The sequence below is a fragment of the Sinorhizobium garamanticum genome (assembly GCF_029892065.1).
Taxonomy (GTDB): Bacteria; Pseudomonadota; Alphaproteobacteria; order Rhizobiales; family Rhizobiaceae; genus Sinorhizobium; species Sinorhizobium garamanticum.
Genome location: NZ_CP120373.1, coordinates 3420953 through 3444648, shown reverse-complemented (window position 1 = coordinate 3444648; position 23696 = coordinate 3420953). Strand labels below are relative to the sequence as shown.

Sequence of the window (23696 nt, the reverse complement as noted above, 5' to 3'; positions counted from 1 at the left end):
ATGTGCGGAAACTTATTTTCTGCGCCATCCGCGACGCTTCATGGAAGCGGCGGGACCGGCTCAGGACGCCGTCAGGGTACGGGCTCCCTCCGGACCGGCGATGATCGCCAACGACGCAATCCCGATAAACAGCCCGTGCTCAACCACCCCGGGGATGGCGTTCAGCTCTGCCGCGAGCGCATCTGCATCAGGAATACGGCCAAAAGATGCATCGAGGATTAGGTGTCCCCCGTCGGTCATGAACGGGCCGTCGCCCGACGCGCGAACGACGATATCGCCAGTCATTCCCATCCGGGACGCGACCTTCTCTATCGCCAGCCGCGTTGCCACCTGCCCGAACGGATTCACTTCGATCGGCAGCTTGAACGCGCCGAGCACGTCGACAACCTTCGATTCGTCGGCGATGACGATCATGCGTTTAGAGGCGCTGGCGACGATTTTCTCGCGCAGCAGCGCGCCGCCGCCGCCCTTGATCAATCTCAGCTTCCCATCTACCTCATCGGCACCGTCGATGGTGAGATCCAACTCCGGCAGTTCGTCGAGCGACTTCAAAGGCACGCCGAGTTCGAGGCAAAGCCTCGCTGTCCGCTCGGACGTCGGCACGCCGGTGATCTGAAAGCCCGACGCGACCTTTTCGCCGAGCAGCCGGACGAATTCTTCGGCGGTCGAACCGGTACCAATTCCAAGCCGCATGCCGTTCTCGACATATTCAAGCGCCGCCGCTGCGGCCTTGATCTTCATTTGGCGGGCGTCCATGCGCCACTCGCTCCCTCGTGATCGCTCAAATGGCCAGCCACGCAGGCCAGCCACTGTCCAATTGTCGGTGAGACACTTACACGCCCGTCGCAGCAAACAAAAGCCAAAATAAGAGCGGTTTACCGGATTCCGGCAGCAGGCTGCGCTGATCCGCGCCATTGCATTCCTCGCCCACTTCGCCTACCCGAACAGCTATGGTTTCCGCAACACGAGGTTCCCAGTGTCTCCTCCCATTGTCGTCTTCGATCTCGACGGTACGCTTGTCGACACCGCTCCGGATCTCGTCGCTAGCCTCAATCACGCAGTCACACAGGCCGGCGTCGAGCCCGTCACCTATGCGGACCTGACCAATCTCGTCGGTCACGGCGCGCGGGCAATGATCGAGCGCACGTTCGCGCTGCGCGGCAAGGCACTCAGCGAAGGGGACCTTGCCTGGCAGATGAAGGAGTTCGTGGATTTTTACCACGGCTCAATGCCCGGGGACTCGGTGCCCTATCCGGGCCTCGTCGCGGCACTCGATCGCCTGCAGGATGCCGGCCTGAAGCTCGCTGTCTGCACCAACAAACCGGAAATGCTCGCAACGCGCCTTCTCGAAAGGCTTGGCCTGCTCGGCCGGTTCGCAGCCGTCGCCGGGGGCGACACCTTCGCGGTCCGCAAGCCGGATGCGGAACATCTGCTTTCAACGGTCGCCAATGCCGGCGGTATCGCCGAGCGCTCCGTGATGGTCGGCGACAGCCTCAACGATATCCTTGTCGCGCGGAACGCGTCGGTGCCTTCGATTGCCGTGCCGTTCGGCTATTCCGACGTGCCGATCGAGAGCCTCGCTCCCGATCGCATCATCCAGCATTTCGACGAGCTGACACCCCATTTGGTCGAAACGCTTCTCGCGCGAAAGCGCAAATGAGAAAGGGCCGGTCTCCCGGCCCTTTCTCATTTTATCCCTCGGCGCGGCGAGCGTTGCGCGTCGCGTCCAGTGCCCGGTTCATATACATGTCGCGATCATAGACATCGTTGAAATATTCAACGGTGCCGGTCTTGTTCGGCCATGCGGTAAAATAGGAAACATAGACGGGCACTTTCTGCGGCACCTGCAAGGCCTTGTTGCTGCCGCTCGCTATTTCCATGCCGACTTCGTCGATGCTCGTACCGAGAACCGCAGCGGCCATGCGGCGCGGATCGGCGAGCCGCACGCAGCCATGGCTGAGCGCCCGCTGGTCGCGCTTGAAGAAGCTCTTCGACGGCGTGTCATGCATGTAGATCGCGTGAGCGTTCGGGAAGAGGATCTTCAGTTCGCCAAGCGCGTTGTCGCTGCTCGGCGGCTGGCGCACCGCGACCGAGGAGGTCGATGCATACCAATTGACGGCGGACGACGAGACGACACGGCCACCGATCTCGACCTGATAGCCCATGCGGTCGAGATAGCCGGGGTCGCTTCTGAGCTTCGGCAGCATCTCGTTGACGATGATCGATTGCGGCACGCCCCAGTAGGGATTGACCTCGACCGTCTGGATCTCGTCCTGGAAGAAGTAGGTCTGGTTCGTCTTCGACCCGACAACCACGCGCATGGAAAACTGTTCCACGCCCTGGTCGGTGTAGGAGGCCGTGAAGGCGGGCTGGTTGATGAAGACGTAGCGGCTGCCCAATCCATCCGGGAGCCAGCGCGCCTGCTCCATCGCGATTTCAACCTTGTTGATCTTGCTGGCTGTCGTGTCGCCGCCTGTCAGCACGCGGATCGAGGCCTGGCCGACGACGCCATCGGCCTTCAGGCCATGCTCCTTCTGGAAGGATTCGACCACCGACACCAGCTCGGGCGTGTAGTCCGGGGTTCCCTGATAGCTCGCGAGCACGACGGCATGTTCGGCCTTCAGCGATTCGGACGCCTTAAGCTTGATTCCGGCGATGACATTGGCGAGTTCCGGGTTGCTCTGGCCGGGCTTCAGCAGTGTACCCGGTGCGATTTCCACACGTGGGGTCGCGTCAATCTGCGCGCGCAGGCGTTCCAGTTCCGCTTTCAGGGCCAGGAATTGCGCGCTCTTTGGATTCTGACTTTCAATCAGTGCCGCGACGTCATCGCTTCCCGCAATCTTGTCGAGGAATGCGAAGAGATCGACGTTCTTGCGCTTGAAGTCGTGATAGCCTGAGATCTTGTTCGGATCGATGCGGCCACGGACCGTGTCCTGTACATAGGTCAGGGTCGCGACGGACATCGCTATTTCGAACTGCACCAGCTCCTTTTCGCGGGCGATCATGTCGCCCCGATCGAAGGTGTCGGACGGCACGTCAACCGCGTAGTCCTGCGGGTCGAGGCCGACCTTCGCGGCTTGCGCGAGCACCGCAAGAGCCGACTTGGCGCGCGCGCTGACGCCGCTACCAGCGATCCACGCGAAGTCCGTCCGGGCGCCATAGTAGTTCTCGACCGCCTTTGCGACGGCGTCCGTGGCGCGGACGTTGATCTCGGGGAGAAACTGCCGCGCGTCCGAAAGCGGTGGGCGCAGCATCGGGGGCAAGGCGCCGTTCTGCACCGAACCGGTCACGACGGGATCGAGCAACCGATCCGTGGCGATCCGGCGGAGCGGTTCGGCCTTGTAGGTATAGTACCGGGGTCCCGTGACGCGTGGCGGCTTTGCAGCCGTGCGCGGATCGATCTGCTGTGGCACCATCATGCTCATGCCCGGCAACGGCTGGGCGTGCTCCGGCGATGTTCGCTTCTTACCGCCGCGGATGAAGTCCATCAGGGTGAGCGCCGATGCCGGCTGCACATCGATGGTTGCAACCGCACATCCGGTCATGAGCGCCACAATCGCTGCCGATTTGATAATTTTCATTAGAACAAACATCCCCGTATCGCGTTGCCGCCGAATTCGGCCGCCGCCAGATTCTCGCCACGCCCTCGTGCTCCCCGACTTATAGAAAAGGATGGTGAATGAAAAGGAAACGCGCCGGCGCTGCAGGGGCCAAACCGCGTCAAATCTGTTCCAAAACACGCCGCTCCACTGCTGCCGAAACGTCATAAAAATTTGATTCGTTTTCGTTTTGCGTCCGTCGAGCGCGTGTCGGTGTTTCCCAGGGCACAGCCGGCTCTACAAAAGGAAAACGCGCAATGTGACGGAAAGGTCACAACTCTTGCGACCACGGGTTCGTCGATCACCGTCCCCGACTGCAACGCCAACCTGTTGGCGCACCGCAAGAATTCAAACGATTGTAGGGCCGGAGATGCCTTTGCCGCCCCTTTACAAGCTTGCTTTGCCGGGGCAGAGAGATGCCCGGCACCGGGGTGGACGACCGGCTGAGAAGCGTTCTCGCCTCGGCTTCATGAACCGCAGACGAAGGCAGGTATCACGATGACATCGACCCGCACGGAAACAGATACGTTCGGCCCCATCGAGGTGGCGAGCGACCGCTATTGGGGCGCCCAGGCGCAGCGCTCGCTCGGGAACTTCAAAATCGGCTGGGAAAAGCAGCCTGTCGCGATCGTCAGGGCCCTCGGCATCGTCAAACAGGCAGCGGCTCGGGCCAACATGGCACTCGGTCGCCTCGACCAGGCGATTGGCGATTCGATCGTCAAGGCGGCGCAGGAAGTCATCGACGGCAAGCTCAATGATCACTTCCCGCTCGTCGTCTGGCAGACCGGTTCCGGCACGCAGTCGAACATGAACGCGAACGAGGTCATTTCTAACCGGGCAATCGAACTGCTCGGCGGCGTCATGGGCTCCAAAAAGCCCGTTCACCCGAACGACCACGTCAATATGAGCCAGTCGTCGAACGACACCTACCCGACGGCCATGCACATCGCCTGCGCCGAGCGCGTCATCCACGACCTGCTGCCGGCGCTGAAGCATCTGCACAAGGCGCTCGAAGAGAAGGTGAAGGCCTTCGACCACATCATCAAGATCGGCCGCACCCACACGCAGGATGCTACGCCACTGACGCTCGGTCAGGAGTTTTCCGGCTATGCCGCGCAGGTCGCGTCCTCGATCAAGCGCATCGACATGACTCTGCCCGGCCTCTGCGAACTCGCCCAGGGCGGCACTGCCGTCGGCACGGGTCTCAATGCGCCGATCGGCTTCGCCGAGAAAGTTGCCGAGGAGATCGCAGCAATTACCGGCATCGCCTTCACCTCCGCGCCGAACAAGTTCGAGGCGCTGGCGGCTCACGATTCGATGGTCTTCAGCCATGGCGCGATCAACGCCGCCGCGGCCGCGCTCTTCAAGATTGCCAACGACATCCGCTTCCTGGGCTCCGGACCGCGCTCTGGCCTCGGCGAGCTGTCGCTCCCGGAAAACGAGCCAGGCTCGTCGATCATGCCGGGCAAGGTCAACCCGACCCAGTGCGAGGCGCTCACTCAAGTCTGCGTCCAGGTGTTCGGCAATCATGCGGCCCTGACCTTCGCCGGCAGCCAGGGTCATTTCGAGCTCAACGTCTACAATCCGCTGATGGCCTACAACTTCCTTCAGTCGGTACAGCTTCTCGCCGACGCAGCAGTGTCATTCACCGACAATTGCGTCGTCGGAATTGAGGCCCGTGAGGACAACATCAAGGCGGCGCTTGACCGCTCGCTGATGCTCGTCACCGCACTGGCGCCGAAGATCGGCTACGACAATGCCGCGAAGATCGCCAAGACTGCACACAAGAACGGCACGACGCTGCGCGAAGAAGCCGTCGGCGGCGGCTATGTGACGAACGAAGAGTTCGACGCCATCGTCCGTCCGGAAACGATGATCAGCCCCGCCTGATCGATCCCGATTGCCGCGGCGCGATACCGGCGCCGCGGCAACCCTCGCCGCCGGCACAGCGTGGCGCTCCTGCATGTTTCCTCAAATAGTAGCCGATTTAGGGATAGAACATGCCGCAACTCCAGGTGCTACAGCGTCCTTTGCGCGTGTGACAAGACGCTTGGCGCTTCAGGCGCATCAGCCCGAAATTGGTCGAATTGCATCGATGCGCTCAAGCAATTGTTAAGACTTCACAAATCATTTCCCCCTAGAAATAACCAGACATTAGAATTGGATAAATAAAGGAGGTTTGCATATGCAAACGGCAACCTCAAACAAGACGCCGACGCCCGATATTGCAGCGCAGGTCACCCACGCGATGCGGATGATGGGGGTGGCGCCGATACCGCGCAATTACGAGCTTTATTACGAGGCCTACCTCGGTTCGAACCCGCAACTGTCCAAGGAGCTTGCGGCGCTTGGCAGCCGGGCGACACAGGAAGAGCTCGACGCGATCGGCGCACAATATTTCAGCCACATACACCATCCGAGCGGCATCGAGCGGGCGCACAACACGCTTGCTGCCAAGCTGACCGAACTCGTCAACCTCTTGAAGGACGAGCAATACGCGCTCGAGAACTACAACAAGGTTCTCGACGAAGCCTATCTCAATATGACCAGCAAGAGCGCTGCCAGCGCCGACATTCTGCGCCATGCCATCGGCATCCTGACCGAAGCAACCGTGGACACGATGAACCAGGGCAAGGAGCGCGTTCAGACCGTCGTCCAGAAATCCTTCGAAATGGAGGTCATCCGCCAGGAGCTCGATGAATACAAGCGCATCGCCAACACCGATTCATTGACGCGTCTCGCCAACCGGCGGGCATTCGATGACGCCCTGGCGGGCGTCTACAACAGCGAACATCTGCGCAACTTCACCGGCCTGCTCGTCGCCGACATCGATCATTTCAAGAAGGTCAACGACACGTTCGGTCATCCGGTCGGCGACAAGATCCTTGCCACCGTCGGCGGTGTCATCCGCGCCAACTTGCGCCGGGATGCGTTCGTCGCGCGCACCGGCGGCGAGGAATTCGCCGTCATTCTCCACGACATCACGCAGGAAGAATGCCTGCAGGCGGCTGACCGGATCCGCACTGTGCTTGCCGGAACGCCCTTCAAGAACTCCAGGACGGGCGTCAATTACGGCCCGATCACCCTCTCCGTCGGCGTCTGCATGGCCACAGAGGCGGACGATCCGGTCGATCTCTACAACAAGGCCGATGTTGCCCTCTATTCGGCCAAGAATGCCGGGCGAAACCGAACGATCCTCTTCGAGGAGGGAATGCGCAAGGATTCCGGCCGCAACTGGCTGATCTATCGCCGATAGGCACACTCCGGTACCGGCTCGTTGTCAGAAGGATCGGACGCGCCTACCACATCGTCTTGGCGGCGCGCCCGGGCCACTCCCGGTCGTAAGTTTCGTTGTCGAAATCGGCCTTTGCCGCTTTCAGTAGCGTGCCGGGAGTCGGCAGCGATGCCGGGTCGACGAAGCGATCCGAATTCCAAAACTGCGAACGGATGAGCGCCCGCGCGCATTGAAAATAAACCTCTCCGACCGTGATCACGATCACGCTGCGCGGATGCTTGCCGTCGACCTCGAAGGAGCCGGTGAGCGCCGGATCGACGCAGACGACCGCCGTGCCGTTGATGCGCATCGTCGTATTCGACCCGGGAACGAGGAACATCAGTGCCACCCTCGGATCGCGGACAATATTGAGAAGCGAATCGACGCGGTTGTTGCCGCGCCAGTCGGGCATCAGCACGGTCTTGTCGTCCGCGACCCGGACGACACAATGATCGTCGCCGCGCGGCGAGCAATCGAGCCCCTCCGGCCCGACGGTCGCGAGTGCAGCAAAAGGCGAGGCCTCGATCATCTGCCGATACTCCGCAGTCAGCGCCTTCGTCACTTTGACGATCGAGGCCTCGCTCGTCTCGCCGTAAAGTGCCTTCAGTTCCTCGACCGTGCTGATGACCGTCATTCCATCCTCCGTGACGCCTGCTCTTGCATGCGCTTTCAACGGATAGCATGACGTCTTGATGACAGCATCAGGCGATTCTTCTCAAGTGAGCAGCTTTCTTACCTTCGCCAAGGAAAGCCTTGATCCTGTCGATGACCGGTTCGGCGGAAACGATGCGGCGATGGCCGAAACCGTTCGCCCAGTACATTTCGACATTCGGTCCGGCCGCCCCGTAGCGGTGGGCGTGGGCAGCGGAAACCTCCTTGTCGTCCTCCGCATGGATGACGAGCACCGGCTTCCTGAGCATGCCGAGAATGCGGGCTGCGTCAAAGGCGTCGACCCGGCGGCCGGAAAGGCGTTCGACCATGCCTTCGAAGGCGGCCTGGGCCGCCGGTGCGAGAGCCATCATCTTGCCGAAACCCTTGAAGAGCCAGGTCATTTCGCTCGGCGCGCCGATCAGAACCAGTTTTCCCGGAACTCGCGCCGGCACGTCGCAGACGACGGCGCCTGCCGCGCAGGCGAGGCTCGCGCCGCCGAAGGAATGGCCGATCCCGACGTCGAATCCATCGAAATGGCGCCAGGCCGCATCGATCGCCCTCACCGCCTGCGGCATCTGCAGTGACCGTCCCGGCGAAGCGCCGTGCCCCGGCCAATCGAGCGCAACCACCTCCGCGCCGGCAGCAAGCAGGCCATCGATCAAGGTCGCGAGATAGGCACTGCGCGATCCCCAGCCGTGGGCAAGCAGGATACGCGGGCCCCCGGCACCCGGGCGCCGCGCGAAATGATGCGCGACAAACCAGCCGCCAGCGAAAGACAGCGTGACCTTTCGCGAGTGCTCCATGGTCGCCGCCGCCGCTTTCAGCACGGCTGCTTCCTTGGCGCTTTTCGGCTTGCGGCTCGGTGTGAGACAGAAGATTTTGAAGGCGAGCCTGCCGGCAGCATCGGCGGAAAGGGCAGACACGGCCTTCAGCGCCGGACGGATGACCTTGACTCCGAAGGATGCCATAGTGAAACTCTCTTGAAATGTTCAACTATGAACATCATTGTACAACGATGAACAAAAAGCAAGTGACAACAGAACACCATCACTTCCCCTGGGATCATCCGCGCTTTCGAAGCTGGATCGCCGTCGCCCGCGCCTGCCAATTGATGCAACAGACATTGACGCGGGAACTCGCCCATCTCGACATCAAGCCGCCGCATCTCGATATTCTGATCAATCTCTACCGCTTCGACGGCATCACGCAGCAGGAACTCGCCCGCAAATTGCTCGTCGGTCGCTCCAACATGAGCATGCTGTTGCCGCAGCTCGAGAAGCGAGGCCTGATAGAGCGTCGCGGAGACGAGCGCGACAAGCGCGTCTTGCGGCTCTCGCTGACGCCGGCTGGCCGTACGCTCACCGAAGAGGCAATGGAAATCCAGACGGCGCTTATCGAAAAGTCGCTGACAGGTTCGCCGATCGAGGAATGCATGACGGTCGCGCAGTCGATGGAGCGGCTCATCGCCTTCCTCCTGAAGGAAGACAGTGATTGAAAACGCTGATCGCGCAGCGCTGCGCGTCAATCAGACGCGCAAGGGACCCTGTGGCAACTTCGAATTGCTGGATGTTTTTTTGTCGTTAAATCGGCTACGACGTAAGGAAACATGCAATGGTCAGCGTGGCTTTTCCGACTTGTCACGCGACATGCCCTTTACGGCCAGCTCCTGCTCATAGGCAGCGAAGAGTTCCGCGCCTTTTTCTCCGAGTTCGCGCAGATAGCTCCAAGTGAAGATCCCCGTATCATGGAAATCATCGAAGCCGATGCGCACGGCGTAGTTGCCGGTCGGCTGCACCGAAATGATCTGGACATTGCGTTTGCCGGGTACGGTCACCCGCTGGCCCGGCCCGTGCCCCTGCACCTCGGCCGACGGCGAAAGCACGCGCAGCATTTCCGCTGACAGGTTATAGGAGGCGCCGTCGTCGAAAGTGACAGTGAGGCGGTGACGGTCTTTCGATACGCGCAACTCAGTGGGCCAGAATTCACTCATGATACTCACTCCGCATTCATCCCCTGAGCACTACCCCAGATCATGCCCAAGGCCTATCAATTTCGTCCGCCAGAGCAGATGTTCGCCTCTGAAATGAAAAAGCCGAATCTTTTTCAAATCTTTCGAGCCAATGCAGGCGCAAGTGCCATTTCTTCCTTTGGATTCGGCCCGCAAGCGTTCCGCTCGACCGCCGCTTCACCAAAATTTGCGACAGTATGCGCCTTGACGCCACGGTTTTTGCCCACGACATTGAAAGCATCGGGAGAAAAGCCTTGAATAATGCAGCGATAGACAGAAATGGCGCACAGCCGCTCGACAGTTCCACGACGCCCATGATCGACCCTTTCGGTCGGACCATCACCTATCTGCGCGTGTCAGTCACCGACCGCTGCGATTTCCGCTGCAGCTACTGCATGGCTGAGCATATGACCTTCTTGCCGAAGAAGGATTTGCTGACGCTCGAGGAATTGCATCGGCTCTGTTCCGCCTTCATCGCGAAGGGTGTGCGCAAGCTTCGGCTGACCGGCGGCGAGCCATTGGTGCGCAAGAACATCATGTTCCTCGTTCGCGAGCTTGGTAAGGAGATCCACGCCGGCCGCCTCGACGAGCTGACGCTGACGACCAACGGTTCGCAGCTTTCCAAATTCGCGGCCGAACTTGCCGATTGCGGCGTGCGTCGCATCAATGTTTCGCTCGATACCCGCGACCATGACAAGTTCCGCCAGATCACCCGCTGGGGCGAGCTCTCGAAGGTCCTCGAGGGGATCGACGCAGCCCAGGCAGCCGGCCTTAAGGTGAAGATCAACGCGGTGGCGCTTAAGGGCTTCAACGACGCCGAGATACCCGAGCTGATGCGCTGGGCACACGGGCGCGGCATGGACCTGACGCTGATCGAGACGATGCCGATGGGCGAAGTCGACGAGGACAGGACCGACCACTACCTGCCGCTTTCCGAGATGCGCGAGCGTCTGGAAACTCAGTTCACGCTCAAGGATATCCCCTACCGCACCGGTGGCCCTGCCCGCTACGTCGAGGTGGCGGAGACGGGCGGCCGCCTCGGACTGATCACACCGCTCACCCACAATTTCTGCGAAAGCTGCAACCGCGTGCGGCTGACTTGCACCGGGACGCTCTATATGTGCCTCGGCCAAAACGATGCGGCTGATCTGCGCGCAGCGCTGCGCTCGACAGACCACGATGCCTACCTATCGCGCGTCATCGACGAGGCGATCTCCCGCAAGCCGAAGGGGCACGACTTCATCATCGACCGCGAGCACAACCGCCCGGCCGTCGCACGCCACATGAGCGTAACCGGCGGCTGACATTCTCAGAAATCTAAAAAAGCCGAAGGCCCCGCCGTCGGTCCCGACCGCGGGGCCCTTTCTTACCGATAGCTCAGGCGGCGTAAGTCGAACCGGGCCGAACCCGACCGTGGTCACCCATGTTGCTCGTGCCGGTCTTGAAGCGTTCGATCTTCTCGTTGAGCGCTTCCACCTGCCGGCGCAGGCCATGGATTTCCGCCGTGTTCTCCTCGACCATCGCAGCGTTCTGCTGCGTGATCAGCTCGACCTCGTGAACAGCTGAGTTGACTTCACTGAGACCGGTGTATTGGTCAGCCGCAGAAGCCTCGATATTGCTGACGAGCTGGTGAATGGTGGCGATATGGTCGTTGATGACCGTCAGCGCTTCCCCGGTTTCCTGGACCAGCGCGACGCCGCTGCGCACCTGGGCGGAGCTTGCCGAGATTAGCCCCTTGATCTCACGGGCGGCTCCCGCGCAACGCTGCGCCAGTTCGCGCACTTCCTGGGCGACGACCGCAAAGCCACGGCCGGCCTCGCCGGCGCGGGCCGCCTCGACGCCCGCGTTCAGCGCCAGAAGGTTGGTCTGGAAGGCGATCTCGTCGATCACGCTGATGATCGTGCCGATCTTTTCGGACGAGCGATTGATTTCAGCCATGGCATCGATCGCCTTGGCGACGACCTGGCCGGAATGCTGCGCGTAGTTGTTCGTCTCATCGACCGATACCGTGGTGCGGCGGGCGCTTTCAGCCGTCGAGCGGACGAGTTCGGTGAGCTGACGAAGCGCGCGCGAGCTTTCCTCGAGTGCCGCCGCCTGTTGTTCGGTGCGGCGGGCGAGATCATCTGCGGAGGCCGCGAGATTGCCGGTACCACCAGTAATCTCCTCGGTAACGAGGCGCACATCCGTCAGCGTCGCACGCAGCGCTTCGACGGCATTGTTGTAGGTACGCGCCATGATCACGTAGTCCGCCGGCAGGTCTTCCGCCATGCCTTCCTCGAGATTACCGGCAGCAAGCTGTGCGAGGACGTCAGAAAGCGCGTTAAGCGCCTGCATCTGCTCGGCTTCGATGCGCGCGCGTTCCTGCGAGCGGCGGGCTTCCTCCTCGGCCGACAGCGTCCGCGCGGCTTCCGCCTCGCGCTCCAGCCGCACGTTTTCGAGTGCGTTGTCGCGGAAGACGGCGACCGAGCGCACCATGTCGCCGATCTCGTCGCCGCGGTTGCGGCCTTCGATCGCGACTTCGAGATCACCGTTGGCAAGCCGCGTCATGGTTTCGGTGACGCGTTTCAGCGGGCCGCGCAGCGTCTCGACAAGCATCAGGCCGCCGATGATCGCCAGCAGCGTTCCGGCAACCATCGCGATGATCGAGACAGTCGCCGAGCGCTGGCTGTCCTGCTTTCCGGCTTCCTGGGCGCTGCTGACGAAGCTTTCGAGCGTGCGGCTCGCATCCGCGACAAGCGTCGCGGCCTCGCTCTTGGCGGTCTGCCAGCGGCCGCCAACGTCAATCAGGGCGGCCGTCCCCTTGTCGATGTTGTCGAGCGAGGGGCCAAGTTTCACCGGCAGATCACGGAGTGCTGCGTTCTTGCCGCCGAGCTCGGAGAGCTTCCCGGCTGCCTCGCGGACGGCGTTTATATCTGCAATCACGAGATCGCGGCTTGCCGCATCGAGCGAGCGGTGCAGCTCGCTGATATGGAATCGGGTATTGTCGAGACCCTTGAAGGTATCGCTCATCAAAGCGATCAGCGTCTTCAGCGTCGAGATTTCCCCGTCCATGCCGACGAAGCGCTTGGCTGCGGTGTCCGAATTCTTGACCGCCTCCTTGGCAAAATCGGCCTCGTATTTCGAGAGCTTGCTGAGGATTGGCACGAGGGCGTTCTTCTTCGCGTCGTTGTCCTCGGCGCCTACGAGGATCGCCTGGATCTTCAGCGCCTGTTCCTTGAGTTCGCCGATCGGTTTGCGGACCTTTTCGGAAGCGATCTTCTCGGCTTCCTCGATCTGCTTCAGCAGATGCGGCAGCAGCTTGTTCGCCTGATCGATCTTCGCGTCGGGATTGACGGCCATGGTTACCGGCAGACGGAATTTCTTGATGCGTTCGGCAACACCCTGGTAGGCCGCTGCATCGAAGAGCAGCGCCTTGGCGAAGGCTTCCTTTTCACCCGATTCGCTCCGGATGATGTCGATCTGCTTGTAGGCGCCGTTGCCCGTCTTGGTCATGTCGGCAAGCGCCGCCTCCAGCGACGCCGTTACCGCGTCCTGCTCGACCTTGACCGCCCAGAGTTTGTCGGTCTGGTTGCGCATCTGGCCACCGAGTGCAACGACCGAGGCGATCTGAGCCTTGTCCGCATCACGCTCCAGCAGCGCTTCGAGAGTTCTGACCCCCTCTTCCTGCTCGTCGACCTCTTTCGCGAGGACATCGCGCGTTTCCTCGCTCGGATTGTCGGCGAAGGCCTGCAAGGCACTGCGCAGAGCCTGGAAATCCGAGAGATTGTTGATGGTCTCGCGGGTAACGGTCATATGCCCATTGAGCGTACGAGCGGTGAAAAAGCCGACGAGACCGATCCCTGCGATCAGAGCCACGAGCGGAACCACGAAGAGGAGGACTTTTGTGACGATACGCAGGCGCTGTAGAAGGCGATCGATCAAAGACATTGCGGACCCCAGGTTCTTATTATGAGGAACATGCCCGCACGGTGGCTTCTCTTGGTGATGGAACGCCGGCGGAAGCACCTCCCAGGCTCCGGCGGACATTTCGCGGATCGACGGCGCTGCAAGATTCAATGACCGTCATCCACCGATCGCTTCATGCGATTGCACTGCGGAATCGTCGCAACGATAGGCAGCGAAACTTAAGATTCAGCGAATAACGCATCGAGGCCACGATTGCGCGCCCTCGAATGTCGCGTCGGTGCGGCTCGTCCCTTCAAATGGAAGCGATCTTGCACAAACGAAGCTTGAGTTTGTGTGGAATGGCAGTCAATGCTTGGACAAGGGGCGCACGTCCATGGGATGGATTCGCCACCTCCCGCCAAACATTGGCCTCGGCCGAGGGCCATCAGGAAAGACGAATGCAATCATCTGCCAATTTCCGCGGCATCGTTTTCATGTGCCTTGCCATGATCAGCTTTGCCTGCAACGACGCGCTCGTAAAATCCGTGACGGGCGTCATGAATACCGGGCAGATCATGTTCGTCCGCGGGTTGCTCACCACGCTGATGGTGCTGGTGTTCGCTGTCCACTTCCGCGCATTCCGCCCGATCCGAACGATCCTGCGGCCCGCGGTCATCCTGCGTATCGTCATGGAGGCACTGGCTTCGATCACCTATATTTCTGCGCTCGGGCAGATACCACTCGCAAACGCCTCCGCGATCATGCAGGCGCTGCCGCTGGCCGTCACGCTCGGCGCCGCGCTTTTCCTCCGCGAACCCGTCGGCTGGCGTCGCTGGGCGGCGATCGCCATCGGCTTCCTCGGCGTGCTGATTGTGCTGAGGCCCGGGCCGGAAGGCTTCACACCGGTAGCGTTGACCGTCGTCGCCTGTGTTTGCTTCACCGCGACGCGTGATCTTTGCACCCGCCGCATCGGCAGCGACGTGCCGTCACTCTTCATTACTGTCACCACCGCCATTGTGACGACGTTGGTCGGCGCCCTGCTGATCGTGCCGTTCGGCGGCTGGCAGCCGATGTCGACGACCTCGCTCACCCATATTGCCGGTGCCAGCGTGCTCCTGATGCTCGGCTACCAGACGATCGTGCTGGCGATGCGCGATGGCGAAATCTCGGTCATCGCGCCGTTCCGCTATACGAGCCTGCTATGGTCGATCGCAATCGGCATTTTCTTCTTCTCGGAAACACCGGATCGCTGGATGCTGGCAGGGGTTGCCGTCATCGTCGGCTCCGGCCTCTATACCTTCTATCGCGAGAGCCTGCGCGGAAGGAAGGCCGTCGCCCAACGCTCCCTTGCAGGCCCTCTCGAATAGAGGAACGCGTCGATGGCCACCAAGGCGCCAGAAGCACCACCAAAACGCCCGCCCGCCGTCATTCTCGCCGGCGGACGATCTTCGCGCATGGGTCGACCAAAGGCCGGCCTCGTACTTCATGGCCGGACCATCCTCGACCATATCGTCGAACGGCTCGCGCCGCAGGTGGGAAGCATCGCGCTCAACCTCAATGCCGATGCCGGCATCGACCTGCCGCCCGGTCTTCCGGTGCTGGCCGACACGCTGCCCGGTTACTTCGGCCCCCTCGCTGGCGTCCTCACCGCCATGCGCCACGCTGCAGAAGTTGCGCCGCATGCGGCCCATGTTCTGACCGTGGCGACCGACACCCCATTCTTTCCCGACGACCTCGTTGGCCGGCTCTCCTCCGTGCCCGATCTGGAGGGGAAGATCGCCGCTGCCTGGTCCGCCGGGGAGATGCATCCGCTTTTCGCGCTCTGGCCGGTCGCGATCGCCGATGATCTCGAAGCCTGGATCCGAACCGACGCCAAGTTGCGCGTGCGCGCTTTCATTGCGCGCCACCCTTCGGCAGCGGTAGACTTCCCGATGATCGCGACAAAGGCGGGTCCGCTCGACCCCTTCTTCAATATCAACACGCCGGAACAACTTCGAGAGGCCGAAGCTTGGTTGCAACGCCTCAAGGATCCCAAACCATGACCGAACCCAGGATATTCGGCATTGCCGGCTGGAAGAACTCGGGCAAGACCGGCCTTATGGTCCGTCTCGTCAGTGAAATGACACGGCGCGGCTATGTCGTCTCGACGATCAAGCATGCCCACCACGACTTCGATATCGACAAGGTCGGCGCCGACAGCTACCGGCACCGGGAGGCCGGCGCGCATGAGGTCACGATCGTCTCCTCGACACGCTTCGCAATCATGCACGAACTGCGCGGCGCGCCGGAACCGTCCTTCGAGGAAATTCTGGCGCGGCTCGCTCCCTGTGATCTCGTGCTCATCGAAGGTTACAAGCGCGAGCCGATCCCGAAGATCGAAGCGCGGCGGAGGGATTCGGCCAACCGCGAGCCGCTGGCGCCGAGCGACCCGCACATCGTTGCCATTGCCGCCGATCATCCAGTGACCGAAACCGACCTTTCCGTGTTCGACCTCGATGACACGGCCGCGATCGCCGATTTCGTGGAAAAGGTTACCGGGCTGCGCGGCTGAGGCTCCGGATCGAGCTTTTCCGCTGCGGCTGCCCAACGGCATTGCAGCGCTTCCGACGCCAGACATAGAAACGGGGCCGGTCTCCCGGCCCCGTTCATCATCAAACAACGCTGCCGCGATTACCGCTGGGCGACCGGCCGCACGAGCGGGGTCACGCGGCGTATGGTCACGCGGCGGTTCTCCTGCTCATCTCCTTGCGTCCGCACCTTCAGGAAGCGCTCGCCGTAGCCTTGGGTCACGAGGTTTTCTGCCGGGACCCCATAGACTTCGCTGAGGAGCACTGCGACCGACTCTGCACGCTGGTCGGAGAGAACCAGGTTCGACCGGTCGGAGCCGACGGCATCCGTGTGGCCCTCGATGAAGAAGGTTTCACCCGGATCCTTCTCAAGGACCTTCGACATCGCGTCCGCGACGCCGCGCAGCGTCTTGGCCTGCGACATCGACACCTCGGCGCTGCCCGTCTCGAAGTGGATCGTGTCGAGGTCGATGCGGCGAACCTTGTCGCGAAGGCGGGCGGAGTTGCGCACCTCATCGATCGTGTAGACGCGCTCGACTCGCTCGACCGGCGGCTCGGACAAGAACTCGTAGTAGTCCCGATCCGGATCATCGGCGTAGTCGACGATATAATCCTCGACCGGTATCGTCAGGCGCATCGGCGGCAGTTCGTAACCGACGTCGACGATCGCTGGACGGTCCCGATCCTCGGCGTACTCGGGCGCGTAGATCATGAGATATTCGTTACCGTCGCTGTCAATGCGCGAGCGCTGCACGATGTCGCCGTAGCGGTTATAGATCGTGACGATTCGATAACCATCGGGGCGAACGATCGTCTCGCGAACGCGGTCACGCGGCAGCTGGTCGTAGAAGGTTTCCTGCGAATCGCGCCGCAGACGCGGCCTGTCGTCGCCCCGGACGAAAATGCGATCGCCGACGCCGAGGATCACGCGGTCTTCCACTTCTTCGACCACCTGCACCTCGGTGACTTCGTTTGTGTTGACGGTCGTGTTGTTGATCACCGTGTTATTGACGATCGTGTTATTGACGATGTTGGTCGTCTCAGGCACGGCGAAGGCCGGCGCTTCTTCGATGCGCTGTCCCTCCTCCTTCAGATTGGCCTCGATCCTCTGCGGAAGTTGTTCCCGGACCTCGGTCGATATTTCCGCCTGGGCTGCAGCATCGTCTGTCGGCGGCGCTACACTTTCTTCCTTGGCGCGCAATTCCTCGCGCTGCTTGCGCCGCGCCTCGCGCGCACGGTTGCCGCCGATATTGTCGGCATCCTTGTCACTGTCGAGAATGGCTGCACCGTTTTCGACCGGAAGCACGACCGTGTCGTCTGTTGCCGACGGGTCCTTGGCGATCTTGACCTTCTCTTCTTCCGTGCGTTCATCGACCACTTCAGGAGCAGGCTGGGCCTGCGGCTGTTCGCCCGTCTCCTGCTCTGCCGTCGCGGGTGGCGCCACTCCAGGAGTGGGCTCCTCGCCCTGGCGCTGTTCTTCAGCTTGCTGCTGGCGCTTCTTGCGCGCTGGAGCCGGCTGTTCTTCGGCCTGCTGCGGAGCGCCCTCCTCAGTGGTGGGCTGCTGTTCCTCAGCCTGCTGCTGACGCTTCTTGCGCGGAGCCGGCTGCTCCTCGGCTTGCTGCGGAGCACCCTCCTCGGCGGCGGGCTGCTGTTCCTCAGCCTGCTGCTGGCGCTTCTTGCGCCTTGGAGCTGGCTGTTCCTCGGCCTGCTGCGGAGCGCCCTCCTCAGTGGTGGGCTGCTGTTCCTCAGCCTGCTGCTGGCGCTTCTTGCGCCTTGGAGCTGGCTGTTCCTCGGCCTGCTTCGGAGCGGCTTCCTCGGCGGCCGGCTGCTGTTCTTCAGCCTGCTGCTGGCGCTTCTTGCGCCTCGGAGCCGGCTGTTCCTCGGCCTGCTGCGGAGCGGCCTCCTCGGCGGGCTGCTGCTCTTCAGCCTGCTGCTGGCGCTTCTTACGCCTTGGAGCCGGCTGTTCCTCGGCCTGCTGCGGAGCGCGCTCCTCGGCGGCCGGCTGCTGTTCTTCAGCCTGCTGCTGGCGTTTCTTGCGCCTCGGAGCCGGCTGTTCCTCGGCCTGCGGTTGCTGCTCTTCAGCCTGCCCCTGGGATTCCTCGGCTTGCTTTCTGCGTTTCTTGAGCAACAGCAGATCCTCGGGCGACGGCTGCTCAGCGCCTTCCTGAGCAACTTCGAACGGCGCCATCAGGCTCTCGGCAAGCGCCGGCTGCACGGCAAAGGCCGCGGCGAATACCGGCAAGGCTACCGTTGCGAAAAGTCTGGATCGAATCGACATTGTCTTCCTTCCTCTTATTGGGAGGTCCGGCGCGCTGCGCGTCCTGTCCGATCGAACGGTCACGCCTGCAAGCCTGCTCCCACAGGGCCATGATCCGTGGTTTCCGACTTTTTTGTGGTCACGTATGTCGTACTCGCAACGCTGCAGTCACGGATCGGTTCCGCCTCAGGCCTATCGAAGGCGACATTAACCTCACCTGAACAGGCCGTTCATCTTTGTCTCGCGCCATGGAAGACGCGGAGGCGCGCGTGATTCCGCTTTCGCGGTGGCGCTTTCCTGTTGATTTTTACAGGAGAAGTACGAATATCCCGGCAACCGAGGTGTACGCCCCGGCCCTATTTGGCATCCGCGAAGAAAAAAACACCGGATGTCAGCCAACAGAGAGGATAATCATGCGTATTTCCAGACGGTTGGCAGCCGCCGCATCGGCTGCCGTTTTCGTGCTCATGGCCAGCACCGCCATGGCAGAAGGCGAAAAGGTCGTCATCGGCACGGAAGGCGCCTACCCGCCCTTCAACAATCTTGAAGCGGACGGCTCGTTGACAGGTTTCGACATCGACATCGCGAAGGCGCTTTGCGAGGAGATGAAGGCTGAATGCACCTTTGTGACCCAGGATTGGGACGGCATCATCCCGGCGCTCATCGCCAAGAAGTTCGACGCGATCGTGGCTTCCATGTCGATTACCGCCGAGCGCAAGGAAAAGGTCGACTTCACCAACAAGTACTACAACACGCCGCCGGCGATCGTCGTGCCGAAAGACTCGCCGATCACCGAAGCGACCGAAGCCGCACTTGCAGGAAAGACGCTCGGTGCACAGGGTTCCACCACCCACTCCAACTATGCCGAAGCGCACATGAAGGAGTCGGAACTGAAACTCTATCCGACCGCGGATGAATATAAGCTCGACATCGCCAACGGCCGTATCGATGCCGTCATCGACGACGTCGTCGTTCTTTCGGAGTGGCTGAAGACCGAGGATGGCGCTTGCTGCAAGCTGCTCGGCACGCTGCCGATCGACCCCGTCATCAATGGCGAAGGCGCCGGCATTGCCGTTCGCAAGGGCGACGACGCGCTGCGCGAAAAGCTCAACAAAGCAATCGAAACCATCCGTGCAAACGGCAAGTACCAGGAAATCAACGAAAAGTACTTCCCGTTCGACGTCTACGGCAGCTAAACGACGTCACTACAGCGCCGTGCGTCTTTTCAGACGCACAAAGGTGGCTGTAGCACTTTGAATGGCCGCATGTTTTATCCTTAAATCGACTACGATTTAAGGAAACATGCAGTAGGCTCGATTTTCGCACCGATCATGCCGGGAAAATCTCGGTTGATGAAAAAATTGCAACGGCGGATGGCTTGCCCTTCCGCCGTTTTTGTTTGACAAGAACCCTCGAAAATAAGCGCAATTGGCGCAAAAAAGAACGCTGCAAGGGGAATCTATTGGCATGAGCGGACTGTTCGCCGCCCTTTTCTCCGTTTTCGCCTGGATCGGGTCGATCATCGATCCGCTCTGCGGTCCGGTCGGAGTGTTTCGTTGGTTCGGCTCAGGCACGCTTCTGGCGTGTGGCGATGCCGGATGGGGCGACGAGATCGCCTACGGGTTCCTGGTGACGGCGAGCCTCGCGATTGCCACCCTGCCCATCGGACTCGTGGCCGGCTTTTTCATCGCGCTCGCCAAGCAATCGAACGAAAGGTCGCTCCGGCTTGCGGCTAATATCTATACGACGATCTTTCGCGGCCTGCCCGAGCTCTTGACGCTCTTCATCGTCTACTACGGCCTGCAGATCCTGGTGCAGCAGTTCCTCGCCGGAGTCGGCTACGAAGGCCCGGTGGAGATCAACGCCTTCGTTGCAGGCATGATTGCGCTCGGGGTCGTCTTCTCCGCCTATTGCTCGGAAGTACTGCTCTCGGCCTTCAAGGCGATTCCGCACGGACAGTATGAGGCCGGCGACGCGCTCGGCTTCCATCGCGGCAAAACGATGCGATTGATCATCCTGCCACAGCTCGTTCGCATCGCGCTTCCGGGCCTCGGGAACCTCTGGATGGCACTCCTCAAGGACACCGCCCTCGTCTCGGTCGTCGGCCTGCCTGACATTCTCCGCCAGACGGGTATCGCCGCTCGAGTCACCAAACACGCGTTCGAGTTCTTCGGTGTCGCCTGCGTTCTCTTCCTGATCCTGGCGATGATTTCATCCCTTGTCTTCTCGGCGCTTGAGCGCTGGACCAAACGCGCGGAGATGAGCCGATGAGCATTGCCGAAACCATGATCCCGCCTCAGGCGCCGCCACCGGCCCCGCCGAGGCCCTACACTCTGTCGCGCTTCATGGGCAGCGTCATGCTCGGCGTCTGGCTCGCGCTTGCCGTCGGCATCTTCCTCACCGTCGTCAACGGCTGGGATCCCGAGAAATTCTCGAGATACGGGCCGAGTTTCGTATCAGGCCTCGGCGTTACGCTGATGCTCGTGATCTCTTCGATCGTCATGGGCGCCATTCTGTCGCTGCCCGTGGCGATGGGGCGGATGTCGAAGAACAAGATCTGGTCCTGGCTCTCCTATGCCTATGTCTATTTCTTCCGCGGCACGCCGCTGATCACCCAGCTCTTCCTCGTCTACTACGGCCTCGGCAGCTTCCGCCCGCAGCTCGAAGCGATTGGCATCTGGTGGTTCTTCCGCGACGCCTGGAACTGCGCGCTTTTTACGTTCACGCTGAACACCGCCGCCTACCAGGCCGAAATCCTGCGCGGCGCCATCCAGAGCGTGCCGCGCGGCCAGCACGAAGGGGCCGCGGCACTCGGGCTGCCGCAGCGCGTCGCATTCTTCAAGATCATCCTGCCCCAGGCGATGATCGTCGCGCTCCGCCCCTATGGCAACGAGATCATCCTGATGATCAAGGGCTCGGCGATTGTCGCGATCGTCACCGTCCTGGACCTGATGGGCGAGACGCGCCGCGCCTTCTCCCGCACCTTCGACTACCAGATGTATGTCTGGGCCGCTGTTCTCTACCTCCTGATGGTCGAACTGCTGCGCAACGTCTGGGCCTTGCTGGAGGCGCGGTTGACGCGGCATCTGAAGCGGTAGCGGAGCGACTGACGCGCGGTGGGATCTCTGAGCAGTGGAAGGCTTGGCAGCACTGATCCAAGAGTGCTACCAAGTCTTTGTTATTATGCGGCAAAATCTCATTTTTGCACAAATATTAGGACTTGATTAATAGATCAAGCGTTTCATCATAGAGACCAACCTTTGCGAAGTGAGGTCCCGATGACGAGCGAGATGGAGCTGCAGCTCAAGGGGTACGGCCTGACGACGGCCCAGATTCTCTACCGGATGCCCGACCACCCGACCTTCCTCCAGACTTATATTTGGCAGCACTACGACATCGCGCCGGACTTTCCGGAGATGCGCCACTTCCTGAAGTTCTGGCAGGAGAAATTGGACGGACCGCTGCATTCGGTACGTTATGTGCATCGCAAGCTGATATCGGCCAGCGAATGGCGGTCGCTCAATGGAGAATTCATCCTTCATTGAGGCGGGCGAAGGCCGCACTGAATTCGAACTGAACATCCCTTTCGGATACAGTTGCAGCAGTTGTTTTCGTTGCTTCGAAGCGTGAGTGTCTCGCAGCGGCAACAAATGTGTGCGTCTTCAAACGTGCACCTCACCGTGGGCGAGTTCGCCCTCGTGCGCTTCCTTGTGCAGCGACGCGTAAAGGACAAGAACGTAGAAGAGCGCGACGCCGATCATCACCGCCCAGCCCGGCACAGGCCCAAGCGCGGCATGTTCAGTTAGGTCGGCCCAGGAACGAACGTGGCCGAAGGGTTCGCCATTGGTGGAAATCTTCGGTGACGAGATTTTCAGTGCCCAGGCCAGAAGCACGATCAGATACATCCAGCAATAGTTGCGCTGAAGTCTCCGACAGACGGCCTCGCGGTAGCTCATCAGGAAGGCCGGCTTCCGCAGGCTCCTTGCGATCGATACGGACCATTTTTGGCTTGGCGTCCCCTCCGGCGAAAGAATCTGAGCGAAATAACCACGCTCGAGTTGGCGCACGCGTGCGCGGTAGACGTCGAAGAATCGATAACGCCTTGCCTCGATCAGCAGCAGCAAGGTGATCAAGAGCATCGCGAACAGCAGAACGCCATGATGCGAGGACGGCGTCGAGAGTGATACGGAAAGCATCGCCGCAACAACGGTGATCGCCCAGTTCGACGTGCGGTCGATGCGGTCCCGCCATCCGGCCATTCGCCCCATTTCGCCGCGATAATAGTGGACGATCGTGTTGATCGTCTCCTGCGACGTCTGCGGCAGCGGCGGCCCCTGTCGCTCCGCCAATTCCGTTTCCGTGTCCAATGTCAGCGGGCTCAGTTCAGCGGACATCGGCATTCCCTCCCGATTTCGTTGTTGAATTGATGATGACTCCTTTCCAGCCCCGGATAAATCCCGCGAGGCTTGCGCATCGTCATTTTTTTACCGAACGCTAAATGTTCGTTTTTTGTTTCGCACAAGCCGCTCGCCGAATGGGCCGCCACCTCGCGAGCGACGGATTGCCAAAGCCTGCGGACGGTCGTAAGAAGCGCCCATGACGCAGCAGAGCAAGAAGATCGACGAGGAAGCATTGGCGGAAGCATACAACCGCGCGCTTTCGTTGGAGAAGTCCGGCAATCTCGAGGCAGCCGCAACGGCTTACGCGGAAGTCCTGGCGCTCGACCCGGAGGATCACGGCGGCGCCGCCGTTCGCCTCGCCTCGATCGGTCGCGGCGAAACGCCGTTGAAAGCGCCTGACGCCTATGTCGCGACGCTCTTCGACCAACATGCCGATGTTTTCGAGAATGTCCTCGTCGACCAGCTCAATTATTGTGTGCCGCTGCTGGTTCGCCAGCGCCTGCAGGCACTGGGGCTCGGCCCCTTCCAGCGCGTTCTCGATCTCGGCTGCGGCACGGGTCTCACCGGCGGCGCGCTGCGCGACATGGCAGAGGACATCAGCGGCATCGACCTGTCCGAAAACATGGTCGAGATCGCCCACGAGAAGGATGTCTACGACACGCTCTACGTCGCCGAAGCGGTCGATTTCCTGGACGACAACGACGAAGCCCCTTTCGACCTGATCGTCGCGACCGACGTGCTGCCCTATATGGGTGCGCTCGAAGCCCTCTTCTTCGGCGCCGTGGACAATCTCGTTCCGGGAGGACTGCTGATCTTCTCCAGCGAAACCCTGCCGGCGGAAACCTTGGCCGGCCGCGACTACATGGTCGGCCCGCATCAGCGCTTTGCCCATTCGGAAGCCTACTTGCGCGATCGCCTCACGGCGACCGGTTTCGAGATCATCGAGATCGGCGATATCACGGTGCGCATGGAAGGAGGCGAGCCGATCGCCGGACAGTTGGTGGTCGCGCGTTTCAAGCCCTGAGACAAGCGATCGCAAACTTGCCGAGGTGCTG

21 protein-coding genes and 1 pseudogene are annotated in these 23696 nt (G+C 61.3%); 14 read left to right on the top strand and 8 right to left on the bottom strand.

Translation table 11 applies throughout. From position 1 onward, the window contains the following. Window positions 1-60: 60 nt before the first annotated feature. Window positions 61-756: a ribose-5-phosphate isomerase RpiA gene (rpiA, locus tag PZN02_RS16250; RefSeq protein WP_280658982.1), complete on the bottom strand. Its 696-nt coding sequence runs from the start codon at window positions 754-756 to the stop codon at window positions 61-63. Between the two features lie 220 nt (window positions 757-976). Between rpiA and PZN02_RS16245 the strand changes: the two genes are divergently transcribed. Then, window positions 977-1660, top strand: coding sequence for an HAD family hydrolase (locus tag PZN02_RS16245; RefSeq protein ID WP_280658981.1), 684 nt, complete (start codon window positions 977-979; stop codon window positions 1658-1660). 31 nt (window positions 1661-1691) lie between these two features. Here the strand turns inward: PZN02_RS16245 and PZN02_RS16240 are convergent, their stop codons facing one another. Further along, the gene (locus PZN02_RS16240; RefSeq protein ID WP_280658980.1) at window positions 1692-3581 is read right to left on the bottom strand and encodes a L,D-transpeptidase family protein; all 1890 of its coding nucleotides are present in this window, start codon (window positions 3579-3581) and stop codon (window positions 1692-1694) included. Window positions 3582-3926: 345 nt separating this feature from the next. Between PZN02_RS16240 and fumC the strand changes: the two are divergent. Together fumC and PZN02_RS16230 are read left to right on the top strand one after the other, a co-directional pair. Then, window positions 3927-5489 (top strand): annotated as a pseudogene (gene fumC, locus PZN02_RS16235) (class II fumarate hydratase). Between the two features lie 295 nt (window positions 5490-5784). Then, window positions 5785-6855: a GGDEF domain-containing protein gene (locus tag PZN02_RS16230; protein WP_280658978.1), complete on the top strand. Its 1071-nt coding sequence runs from the start codon at window positions 5785-5787 to the stop codon at window positions 6853-6855. Between the two features lie 43 nt (window positions 6856-6898). Here PZN02_RS16230 and PZN02_RS16225 read toward each other — a convergent pair whose 3' ends face one another. Further along, on the bottom strand, window positions 6899-7507 hold the full coding sequence (locus PZN02_RS16225) for a pyridoxamine 5'-phosphate oxidase family protein (RefSeq protein ID WP_280658977.1): 609 nt from the start codon (window positions 7505-7507) through the stop codon (window positions 6899-6901). A 67-nt stretch (window positions 7508-7574) separates the two neighbouring features. Continuing rightward, complete coding sequence (locus tag PZN02_RS16220) at window positions 7575-8492, bottom strand: alpha/beta fold hydrolase (RefSeq protein ID WP_280658976.1); 918 nt, start codon at window positions 8490-8492, stop codon at window positions 7575-7577. Between the two features lie 47 nt (window positions 8493-8539). On the opposite strand from PZN02_RS16220, the gene PZN02_RS16215 reads away from it, so the two are divergent. Further along, window positions 8540-9019, top strand: a complete 480-nt coding sequence (locus tag PZN02_RS16215; protein WP_280658975.1) for a MarR family winged helix-turn-helix transcriptional regulator — start codon at window positions 8540-8542, stop codon at window positions 9017-9019. Between the two features lie 120 nt (window positions 9020-9139). Here the strand turns inward: PZN02_RS16215 and PZN02_RS16210 are convergent, their stop codons facing one another. After that, on the bottom strand, window positions 9140-9514 hold the full coding sequence (locus PZN02_RS16210; protein WP_280658974.1) for a gamma-butyrobetaine hydroxylase family protein: 375 nt from the start codon (window positions 9512-9514) through the stop codon (window positions 9140-9142). 42 nt (window positions 9515-9556) lie between these two features. Between PZN02_RS16210 and PZN02_RS16205 the strand changes: the two genes are divergently transcribed. Both PZN02_RS16205 and moaA read left to right on the top strand, forming a co-directional pair. Continuing rightward, a complete protein-coding gene (locus PZN02_RS16205) occupies window positions 9557-9790 on the top strand; it encodes a hypothetical protein (protein ID WP_280658973.1) in 234 nt (77 codons plus the stop codon). Further along, a complete protein-coding gene (moaA, locus tag PZN02_RS16200) occupies window positions 9787-10836 on the top strand; it encodes a GTP 3',8-cyclase MoaA (RefSeq protein WP_280658972.1) in 1050 nt (349 codons plus the stop codon). The genes PZN02_RS16205 and moaA overlap by 4 nt, the downstream gene beginning before the upstream one ends. Window positions 10837-10909: 73 nt before the next feature. On the opposite strand, the gene PZN02_RS16195 is transcribed toward moaA, so the two are convergent. Further along, a complete protein-coding gene (locus PZN02_RS16195; RefSeq protein WP_280658971.1) occupies window positions 10910-13459 on the bottom strand; it encodes a methyl-accepting chemotaxis protein in 2550 nt (849 codons plus the stop codon). 416 nt (window positions 13460-13875) lie between these two features. Between PZN02_RS16195 and PZN02_RS16190 the strand changes: the two genes are divergently transcribed. The 3 genes from PZN02_RS16190 to mobB are packed head-to-tail and all read left to right on the top strand — an operon-like array spanning window position 13876 to window position 15968. Beyond that, complete coding sequence (locus PZN02_RS16190; RefSeq protein WP_280658970.1) at window positions 13876-14784, top strand: DMT family transporter; 909 nt, start codon at window positions 13876-13878, stop codon at window positions 14782-14784. 12 nt (window positions 14785-14796) lie between these two features. Beyond that, window positions 14797-15459 carry a molybdenum cofactor guanylyltransferase MobA gene (gene mobA, locus PZN02_RS16185; protein ID WP_280658969.1) on the top strand — a complete coding sequence of 221 codons (663 nt, stop codon included), beginning with the start codon at window positions 14797-14799 and terminating at the stop codon, window positions 15457-15459. After that, window positions 15456-15968 carry a molybdopterin-guanine dinucleotide biosynthesis protein B gene (mobB, locus tag PZN02_RS16180; RefSeq protein ID WP_280658968.1) on the top strand — a complete coding sequence of 171 codons (513 nt, stop codon included), beginning with the start codon at window positions 15456-15458 and terminating at the stop codon, window positions 15966-15968. The genes mobA and mobB overlap by 4 nt, the downstream gene beginning before the upstream one ends. A gap of 119 nt (window positions 15969-16087) precedes the next feature. Here mobB and PZN02_RS16175 read toward each other — a convergent pair whose 3' ends face one another. Continuing rightward, complete coding sequence (locus PZN02_RS16175) at window positions 16088-18262, bottom strand: OmpA family protein (RefSeq protein WP_280658967.1); 2175 nt, start codon at window positions 18260-18262, stop codon at window positions 16088-16090. Between the two features lie 392 nt (window positions 18263-18654). Here PZN02_RS16175 and PZN02_RS16170 point away from each other — a divergent pair, with 392 nt between their 5' ends. From PZN02_RS16170 to PZN02_RS16155, 4 genes are all read left to right on the top strand, one after another. Beyond that, window positions 18655-19437: an ABC transporter substrate-binding protein gene (locus PZN02_RS16170; protein WP_280658966.1), complete on the top strand. Its 783-nt coding sequence runs from the start codon at window positions 18655-18657 to the stop codon at window positions 19435-19437. Window positions 19438-19708: 271 nt separating this feature from the next. Beyond that, window positions 19709-20512, top strand: coding sequence for an ABC transporter permease (locus PZN02_RS16165; protein WP_280658965.1), 804 nt, complete (start codon window positions 19709-19711; stop codon window positions 20510-20512). Then, window positions 20509-21339 carry an ABC transporter permease gene (locus PZN02_RS16160; protein WP_280658964.1) on the top strand — a complete coding sequence of 277 codons (831 nt, stop codon included), beginning with the start codon at window positions 20509-20511 and terminating at the stop codon, window positions 21337-21339. Before PZN02_RS16165 ends, PZN02_RS16160 begins: the two co-directional genes overlap by 4 nt. 180 nt (window positions 21340-21519) lie before the next feature. Next, window positions 21520-21786, top strand: a complete 267-nt coding sequence (locus tag PZN02_RS16155; protein ID WP_280658963.1) for an usg protein — start codon at window positions 21520-21522, stop codon at window positions 21784-21786. 117 nt (window positions 21787-21903) lie between these two features. On the opposite strand, the gene PZN02_RS16150 is transcribed toward PZN02_RS16155, so the two are convergent. Beyond that, the gene (locus PZN02_RS16150) at window positions 21904-22635 is read right to left on the bottom strand and encodes a DUF2270 domain-containing protein (RefSeq protein ID WP_280658962.1); all 732 of its coding nucleotides are present in this window, start codon (window positions 22633-22635) and stop codon (window positions 21904-21906) included. 202 nt (window positions 22636-22837) lie between these two features. On the opposite strand from PZN02_RS16150, the gene PZN02_RS16145 reads away from it, so the two are divergent. Further along, a complete protein-coding gene (locus tag PZN02_RS16145) occupies window positions 22838-23665 on the top strand; it encodes a methyltransferase domain-containing protein (RefSeq protein ID WP_280658961.1) in 828 nt (275 codons plus the stop codon). The last annotated feature ends 31 nt before the right edge of the window (window positions 23666-23696 follow it).

Bases quoted from the DNA above. Each gene is read 5' to 3' on its own strand.
- rpiA (WP_280658982.1), bottom strand. From the start codon at position 756: ATGGACGCCCGCCAAATGAAGATCAAGGCCGCAGCGGCGGCGCTTGAA.
- PZN02_RS16240 (WP_280658980.1), bottom strand. From the start codon at position 3,581: ATGAAAATTATCAAATCGGCAGCGATTGTGGCGCTCATGACCGGATGT.
- PZN02_RS16230 (WP_280658978.1), top strand. From the start codon at position 5,785: ATGCAAACGGCAACCTCAAACAAGACGCCGACGCCCGATATTGCAGCG.
- PZN02_RS16225 (WP_280658977.1), bottom strand. From the start codon at position 7,507: ATGACGGTCATCAGCACGGTCGAGGAACTGAAGGCACTTTACGGCGAG.
- PZN02_RS16220 (WP_280658976.1), bottom strand. From the start codon at position 8,492: ATGGCATCCTTCGGAGTCAAGGTCATCCGTCCGGCGCTGAAGGCCGTG.
- PZN02_RS16215 (WP_280658975.1), top strand. From the start codon at position 8,540: ATGAACAAAAAGCAAGTGACAACAGAACACCATCACTTCCCCTGGGAT.
- PZN02_RS16210 (WP_280658974.1), bottom strand. From the start codon at position 9,514: ATGAGTGAATTCTGGCCCACTGAGTTGCGCGTATCGAAAGACCGTCAC.
- PZN02_RS16205 (WP_280658973.1), top strand. From the start codon at position 9,557: ATGCCCAAGGCCTATCAATTTCGTCCGCCAGAGCAGATGTTCGCCTCT.
- PZN02_RS16195 (WP_280658971.1), bottom strand. From the start codon at position 13,459: ATGTCTTTGATCGATCGCCTTCTACAGCGCCTGCGTATCGTCACAAAA.
- PZN02_RS16190 (WP_280658970.1), top strand. From the start codon at position 13,876: ATGCAATCATCTGCCAATTTCCGCGGCATCGTTTTCATGTGCCTTGCC.
- mobA (WP_280658969.1), top strand. From the start codon at position 14,797: ATGGCCACCAAGGCGCCAGAAGCACCACCAAAACGCCCGCCCGCCGTC.
- mobB (WP_280658968.1), top strand. From the start codon at position 15,456: ATGACCGAACCCAGGATATTCGGCATTGCCGGCTGGAAGAACTCGGGC.
- PZN02_RS16175 (WP_280658967.1), bottom strand. From the start codon at position 18,262: ATGTCGATTCGATCCAGACTTTTCGCAACGGTAGCCTTGCCGGTATTC.
- PZN02_RS16170 (WP_280658966.1), top strand. From the start codon at position 18,655: ATGCGTATTTCCAGACGGTTGGCAGCCGCCGCATCGGCTGCCGTTTTC.
- PZN02_RS16165 (WP_280658965.1), top strand. From the start codon at position 19,709: ATGAGCGGACTGTTCGCCGCCCTTTTCTCCGTTTTCGCCTGGATCGGG.
- PZN02_RS16160 (WP_280658964.1), top strand. From the start codon at position 20,509: ATGAGCATTGCCGAAACCATGATCCCGCCTCAGGCGCCGCCACCGGCC.
- PZN02_RS16155 (WP_280658963.1), top strand. From the start codon at position 21,520: ATGACGAGCGAGATGGAGCTGCAGCTCAAGGGGTACGGCCTGACGACG.
- PZN02_RS16150 (WP_280658962.1), bottom strand. From the start codon at position 22,635: ATGTCCGCTGAACTGAGCCCGCTGACATTGGACACGGAAACGGAATTG.
- PZN02_RS16145 (WP_280658961.1), top strand. From the start codon at position 22,838: ATGACGCAGCAGAGCAAGAAGATCGACGAGGAAGCATTGGCGGAAGCA.